At 40.7% G+C, this 6984-nt stretch carries 6 protein-coding genes; 4 read left to right on the top strand and 2 right to left on the bottom strand.

The annotated features are described in order from the left end of the window. Nucleotides 1–53: 53 nt before the first annotated feature. Complete coding sequence (locus QL984_RS10125; RefSeq protein ID WP_138764374.1) at nt 54–1358, bottom strand: NAD(P)/FAD-dependent oxidoreductase; 1305 nt, start codon at nt 1356–1358, stop codon at nt 54–56. Nucleotides 1359–1592: 234 nt separating this feature from the next. On the opposite strand from QL984_RS10125, the gene QL984_RS10120 reads away from it, so the two are divergent. From QL984_RS10120 to QL984_RS10105, 4 genes are all read left to right on the top strand, one after another. Next, nucleotides 1593–3533, top strand: a complete 1941-nt coding sequence (locus QL984_RS10120) for a RecQ family ATP-dependent DNA helicase (protein ID WP_138764373.1) — start codon at nt 1593–1595, stop codon at nt 3531–3533. Nucleotides 3534–3640: 107 nt separating this feature from the next. Next, nucleotides 3641–4714 (top strand): porin, encoded by a 1074-nt coding sequence (locus QL984_RS10115; protein WP_013462897.1) that lies wholly within the window; start codon nt 3641–3643, stop codon nt 4712–4714. Nucleotides 4715–4725: 11 nt separating this feature from the next. Beyond that, nucleotides 4726–5133, top strand: a complete 408-nt coding sequence (locus tag QL984_RS10110) for a substrate-binding domain-containing protein (protein ID WP_013462898.1) — start codon at nt 4726–4728, stop codon at nt 5131–5133. 149 nt (nt 5134–5282) lie between these two features. Then, the gene (locus QL984_RS10105; protein WP_013462899.1) at nt 5283–5585 is read left to right on the top strand and encodes a YkgJ family cysteine cluster protein; all 303 of its coding nucleotides are present in this window, start codon (nt 5283–5285) and stop codon (nt 5583–5585) included. A gap of 32 nt (nt 5586–5617) precedes the next feature. Here QL984_RS10105 and QL984_RS10100 read toward each other — a convergent pair whose 3' ends face one another. Then, nucleotides 5618–6982, bottom strand: coding sequence for a TrkH family potassium uptake protein (locus QL984_RS10100; protein WP_013462900.1), 1365 nt, complete (start codon nt 6980–6982; stop codon nt 5618–5620). Nucleotides 6983–6984: the final 2 nt, after the last annotated feature.

Genomic DNA, 6984 nt, shown 5'->3' with positions numbered 1-6984 from the left:
TATTAAAAATTAAAGACAGTGGTAACTTAAATTACCACTGTCTTTAATTTTGGCTAGTGCAGCTTCATTTTAGGACGCACAACACGCAGCACTTTTTCGCTGATCCACAAAGCAAAGGTTTTGGCACTGCCATGAATAGCGCGCTGATGCATTCTATATAATGAAATATACATAAAGCGGGCAATTTTACCTTCAATAAAAAAGCTATTACTGGTTAGGTTACCCATTAAGCTGCCTACTGTGCTGTAGCGCGATAAATTAACCAGTGAGCCATGGTCATTATATTCAAACTTTTTCAGGGGCTGCTCACGTAATGTAGCAATTAGATTTTTTTCAACGCATTGCGCCATTTGATGAGCCGATTGTGCGCGTGGCGGCACTTGCGTCCCATCGTTTTGGGTAAACGCGCAGCAATCACCGAGCACATATATTTGTGGGTCAAGGTTGCTTTGTAAGTACTCGTTTACTTTTATTTGGTTATTACGAGTCAGCTCAAAAATACCCAGCTCTTTAATAAAGTCAGGTGCTTTTACGCCCGCCGCCCACACCATAATATCCGCATTTATTTGCTCATCATCATTGGTGATAAAGCCATGTTCGGTTGCTTGTTTAACTTGGGTATTTTCCCGAACGGTGACGCCTAATCTTAATAACTCACGCTTGGCCGAACTGGCAATTCGCTCAGACAGCGCCGGAAGAATCCTGGGGCCCGCTTCAATCAGATGAATATGTAAACGCTTAGCCGACATATTGGTTAAACCGTATATTTTTAGTAAATCAGAAACATGATACAGCTCAGCCGAGAGCTCAACCCCAGTTGCTCCACCGCCAACAATGGCGATATTTAATGAGTGTAATGGGTCATCGTCTTGATGAAGGCGAGTAAAGTTATCCAGCAGCGCGTGTTGAAAACGCTCTGCTTGTTGATTTGAATCTAGGTAAAAACAATGCTCTTTAATGCCTGGCGTATTAAAGTCGTTACTCACACTGCCAATAGCAATAACTAAATGATCATAGTGAACGGTGCGTTTAGGTAAAATTTGATGCCCTAACTCGTCATATAGAGGGCTTAAGGTGATGGTTTTATTGTTGTTATCGAGGTTGTAAAAGGTACCAAGTTGAAAGTTATAGTGATGTTTGGCAGCATGCGCGGAGTAAACAACCCCATCTAAATCGGCATCAATAGAGCCAGTTGCAACCTCGTGCAATAACGGTTTCCATATATGAGTGCGATTTTTATCGATGAGTAATATATTTGCGTGTTGTTTCTTTCCTAGTTTGTGACCTAACTGAGTTGCTAGCTCCAGCCCACCAGCGCCACCGCCGATGATGACGATTTTTGGTATGGTTATATCCATGACTATGCCCTTAAAAATAATATACCGAAGCAATTTCTGTACGTTGATTTTTAAAATGACTTGGGTATCAAAAAATTATTTTGGCAAAGCACGTTTTTATGGGGCTATAGTGTGCGCCTAATTAAAGGATATGTCAGCAATAAATCACGTCATTTGATGTATACTGATATGCAAATATTTCATCTACTGCGCATTTACAGCATTTATGGGCACCGACATAAAAAGGACGCTTTTATGAGTACCTCGCTAGTTCAGTCTCTTGAGCAACATTTTGGTTTTAATCAGTTTAGAGCAGGGCAACAACAAACCATAGAGCAGCTGCTAAATGGCCAATCATCACTGGCAATATTTCCTACAGGATCGGGTAAGTCGTTGTGCTATCAACTCACCGCGTTACATTTACCGCATTTAACGCTGGTGGTATCGCCGTTATTGGCCTTGATGAAAGATCAAATTAACTTTTTAAATAGCAAAGGCATCTATGCCGCCAGCCTCGACTCAAGCCAAGACCAAATGCAAAGTAGCACTGTAATGAACGACGTACGAAGTGATAAAGTTAAAGTGTTAATGGTGTCGGTTGAGCGCTTTAAAAACGAACGCTTTAGGGAGTTTATAAGCCAAGTGGCGCTTTCTATGTTGGTTGTTGACGAAGCGCATTGTATATCTGAATGGGGGCATAACTTTAGACCCGATTACTTAAAACTACCTCGTTACCGTGAAGAGCTAAATATTCCGTTGGTGCTACTATTAACCGCTACCGCCACTAAAAAAGTAAAACGCGATATGGCTGAGCGCTTTGCTATTGAGCCACAATGTATTGTGCAAACGGGGTTTTATCGCGCTAATTTAGATTTAAATGTGCTGAGTGTTAAAACGGCGGATAAAAACAATGAGCTTACTAAAATTGTCCGTGCGCAAACCGGCCCCGGTATTGTGTATGTCACGCTGCAGCAAAGTGCTGAGCAAGTGGCCAATATGTTAAGCGTGCAGGGCCTGCACGCGGTGGCGTATCATGCAGGGCTTGAAGACACCCTACGCGGGCAAATTCAAGACGATTTTATGGCAGGCAAAATAAATGTAGTGGTTGCTACCATTGCCTTTGGTATGGGGGTTGATAAATCAGACATACGCTTTGTAATTCACTACGATTTACCTAAATCAATAGAAAACTACAGCCAAGAAATTGGCCGCGCAGGGCGTGACGGCAACCCATCAAATTGTTATACCCTGGCTAATTTAGATGGCTTAAATACAGTAGAAAACTTTATTTACGGCGATACTCCAGAGCTCAGCGGTATTGAATATGTTATTAACGATATTCGCCAAGCTCAACAGCAATGGGAAATGCAAGAATATAGCCTTTCAAGCGAGAGTAATATTCGCCAACTTGCCCTTAAAACCTTGCTGGTACAGCTTGAAATGCAAGGCGCAATAACCCCGCAGTATGCTTATTATGCCGATTTTAAGTATAAATTTTTGGTTGATAAAAATGAGTTACTTAGCCAGTTTGATGAGCAGCGCCAAGCTTTTTTAACACAAATATTTAGTCATACCGACTTTAAAAAAATATGGGGCACACTTAATTTTGACTCCCTAACGCAAGCCGCGCAGGTTGACCGTAAACGTGTGGTAGCCGCGCTTGACTATTTGGCTGAAAAAAACCTTATAACCCTTGAAACCAAACGTATTACTCACGTGTACAAAGTGCATAGCGAGGTGATTAATAATCCTGCACTTGCCCAGCAGTTACACGATTATTTTACCGATAAAGAGCAAGCGGAAATAAAACGGATTGCTGCTTTAGTGCGCTTTTTTGAGCTGCAATCTTGCTTAAGCTATAACTTAGCCCGTTACTTTGATGATGCGAATGCGCCACAGCAGTGTGGACATTGCTCGGTGTGTCGTGGGCATTCAGTTAAGCTTGAATATTCAATTCCCCCTGCAACGATTGATACAGCGCTTATTTATCAAAAGGTCGATGAGTTTTTAGCGCACATGGCAACTAAAGGTGTACACAATGTGGGTATTGAAACCCAATGCCGGTTTTTAGCGGGAATGAGCGTGCCACTGTTTGCGCGTAATAAAGTACGTCAACTAAGTGGTTTTGCACTGTGCGAGCAACAGCGCTACAGCGAAATTAAAGGGACATTGCTATCAAGGTCGATGGCTAAATAATATTAGAAATCAGTATAAAAATAAAAGAGTGTTAATTTTTTGTTTCTTTTTCTTGCTTTACTATACTCAAGTTGGCTATGACAGCCATTATAATAATGAGGTGATCAATGAAACTGCAAAAAATTATACTATTGGGAGCATTTATATCAGCAAGTAGTTATGCTGAAATTAATATTTCGGGTTTTGCAAGTATTAATGCAGGTAAGGTACTGAGCGGTACAGGTGTCCCGCAATATGGCGTTGAACCAACATTTCTTGCGGACTATCCAAATGTTAGTGCATACACTGAAGATTTATCCTTTTCGCCAGAGTCTTTGATTGGATTACAGGTATCAGGCGATTTGGGTGAAGGTCTTTCTGTAACAGGTCAGCTAGTTGCCAGAGGAGTCAACGACTTTGAGGCAAATTTTGAATGGGCTTATATTTCTTACGATATTAATGATAATTGGACTATTCAAGCAGGTAAGAAGCGTTTACCACTATTTTACTACTCAGACTTTTTCGATGTAGGTTATGCATATGTATGGATGCGAGCCCCTGCAGATAACTATACATGGCAAGTATTTAACTACGAGGGCGTTAATTTACTCTACTCAGGTTCTATAGGTGACTGGGGAGTGTCTGCGAATATTTATACCGGTAAAGAGGACGATGACGATAACAAGCTATTATCAGACTTCTTCTTTCAAGAGCCAACAAGAGAAATTTGGGAAGATATGTTAGGCGGCGTACTGTTACTAAATCGTGACTGGCTCGAACTAAGAGTGACCCACATGCAATACACCAACAAGCGTTTTCGTGCGGGTGAACCGGTTTTGTGGGACGGCAAAGATAGCAGAGATGGTAAATTTTATGGTTTAGCTGCAAATCTTGATTTTGGTGATTTTTTCGTTTTAAGTGAGCTTAACCGCTTAGACTTAGATGGTAATCTCGACACTTATATGATCAGTGCGGGCTATCGTTTTGACTCTATTACACCTTATGTCATGTTTTCAGACTTCGAACAAGAAGGTGAAGGTGATACAGAACAGCATAATACATTTGCTGTTGGTGTGAGGTGGGACTTTCATCCGTCAGCTGCATTTAAAGTGCAATACGATAGAGTCAAAGATGACTCGTTTGATTTAGCTGTGGCCGGTGATAGTAAAGCTATCACGCTTGGTGTCGATGTTGTATTTTAAGGAGAGGTAAAATGAAAAAATTAATATTAAGTGTAATATTCCTGTTTACGAACTTCGCCTATGCAGATTTTGCTATTATCGTGCATCCTTCAAATGAAAGTAGCTTTGATGAGTCTGTTATCAGCCGAATTTATACAGGAAAAGAAAAGTCATTTAGCAATGGCAATAAGATCATTCCAATATCTCAAGAACCAAGTAGTGCTGCAACCGAGCAATTTAATAGTAAATTACTTAATAAAACGTCTTCTCAGTTAAAAGCATATTGGTCAAAACTAATTTTTACAGGAAAGGGCACACCACCTAAAGAGTTAGAAAATGACAGTGAAGTAATCAAAATGGTCGCAGCTAACCCTGACACCATTGGCTTTGTCTCTTCATCAGCTGTATCGGATAACGTTAAAGTGGTTTTCAATTTTTAATCTTAAATAAGCGTGCTGGTTAATCAGCACGCTTTTTTAGTGATTAGTTAATTACAATATAACGATGTTTAATATCTGACGTTATTTTACTGTCACCCTTGCCTCGCTCGTGTATCCTATAGCTTGTATATCATTTATCAAAAGTCTGTATGCCAAACTCAATCATTGCTGTTGAAAATATCAATACCCAACCAGTCACTTGCGCTAACTGCCAAGCGTGTTGCTGCCAATTAGAAGTGCGTATTGTCACTGATACCGGTGTTCCTTTTCGATATATTGATTACGACAAATGGGGCAGTGAGGTCATGAAGCGCGGCGACGATGGCTGGTGCGAAGCACTTGATAGAAATACCCTCATGTGTACTATTTACGAAAATCGCCCATTAACGTGTCGAGAATTTGAAATGGCATCGGGTGAGTGTATTACTGAGCGGGAGCTAGCGGGTATTTAAAACGCGGGCTGATTAACCCGCGTGAATGTTTGTTAGCCAATAGAGAGTTGCGCGCTTGGGTATCTTAGCTTTTTAGTGCGTGGACTTGCTAAAAAATAGGCGATAGTGAGCGGACCTATTCTGCCCATGAACATTAAAAACATAATAATAAACTCTCCCAGTGGTGATAGCGAGGATGTTAAACCACGTGAAAGCCCTACCGTCCCCAGTGCAGATACCGCTTCAAAAGCAACATCTAAAAAAGGCGCATCTTCGACGACTAGTAAGGTAAAAATAGCTAACCAAGTGACTCCTGCTGAAATAATGGTTAAAGCTAATGCTTTATACACAGATTCTTTGTCTATTTCTCGGCGTAACACAGTGACGCCTTTGTCACGTCTTAGGTAGCTATAGGTTGCTAAAATTAAAACGATAAACGTAACGACTTTAATGCCACTTGCGGTACTTAAAGAGCCGCCACCAATAAACATAAGCATCATAGTTAAAGCGGTGCTGGCATTTTTTAATTCTTCAATAGCAATGGTATTGAATCCCGCAGTACGGGGTGTGACAGCTTGAAACCAAGCAGCTAACCATTTACCTACTTCAGACAGTGGTTGCAGTGTTTTTGGATTATCGTATTCAATCGCGTAAATAAGCAATAATGCAATAACGTTAATAATAACTGTGCTGATCAACATTAATTTACTGTAGGGACTGAGCTTTGCCCAACGCTTTGATTTATATAAATCCATTAATACGGTAAAGCCAAGCCCACCAATAATAAACAAACCGGTAATAGTTAAATTCACAACGGGGTCTTCAACATACTGCATTAAGCTGTTAGGACTCAATGCAAACCCTGCATTGTTGAAAGCGCTAATGGTATAAAAAAGAGCATGAAAAAAGCTTTTCTGTAAACCCATTTCAGGTAGCCAATACAGCGTTAAAATAACAACGCCTATAGATTCTACGATTAGTGCAAACAGTAAAACAGACTTAGCGGTATTGACCAACGTAGATGTATCTGTTTGATTAAAAGCAGCTTTGGTGACTGTTTTTTGAATAAAGCCAACTTTATTACCCAGTGCCATTAAAGTTACAACCGCAAAGGTCATTAACCCCAGACCACCCAGTTGAATTAATAACGCAATAACGCCTTGTCCAAAAGGGGTAAACACTGAACCGGTATCCACTACAACCAGTCCAGTTACAGTCACCGCAGAGGTTGCCGTAAACGCACTTTGTATCCATGAAATAGGCTCATAGGTTGCGAAAGGCAGTTTTAATGCTAATGCTCCTAGCGTTATTAATATTAAAAAACTGCAACATAAAATAAGAGGCGGAGCCGCATTGATTTTTTTATGCCCACTGACTTTGCGCTCAATAGGCGTTTTGAGAGGGTGCCATAAAACCATGA

Source organism: Pseudoalteromonas sp. APC 3495 (genome assembly GCF_030407645.1).
GTDB classification, from domain to species: Bacteria; Pseudomonadota; Gammaproteobacteria; order Enterobacterales; family Alteromonadaceae; genus Pseudoalteromonas; species Pseudoalteromonas tetraodonis.
This window is presented reverse-complemented; position numbering and strand designations above follow the sequence as displayed.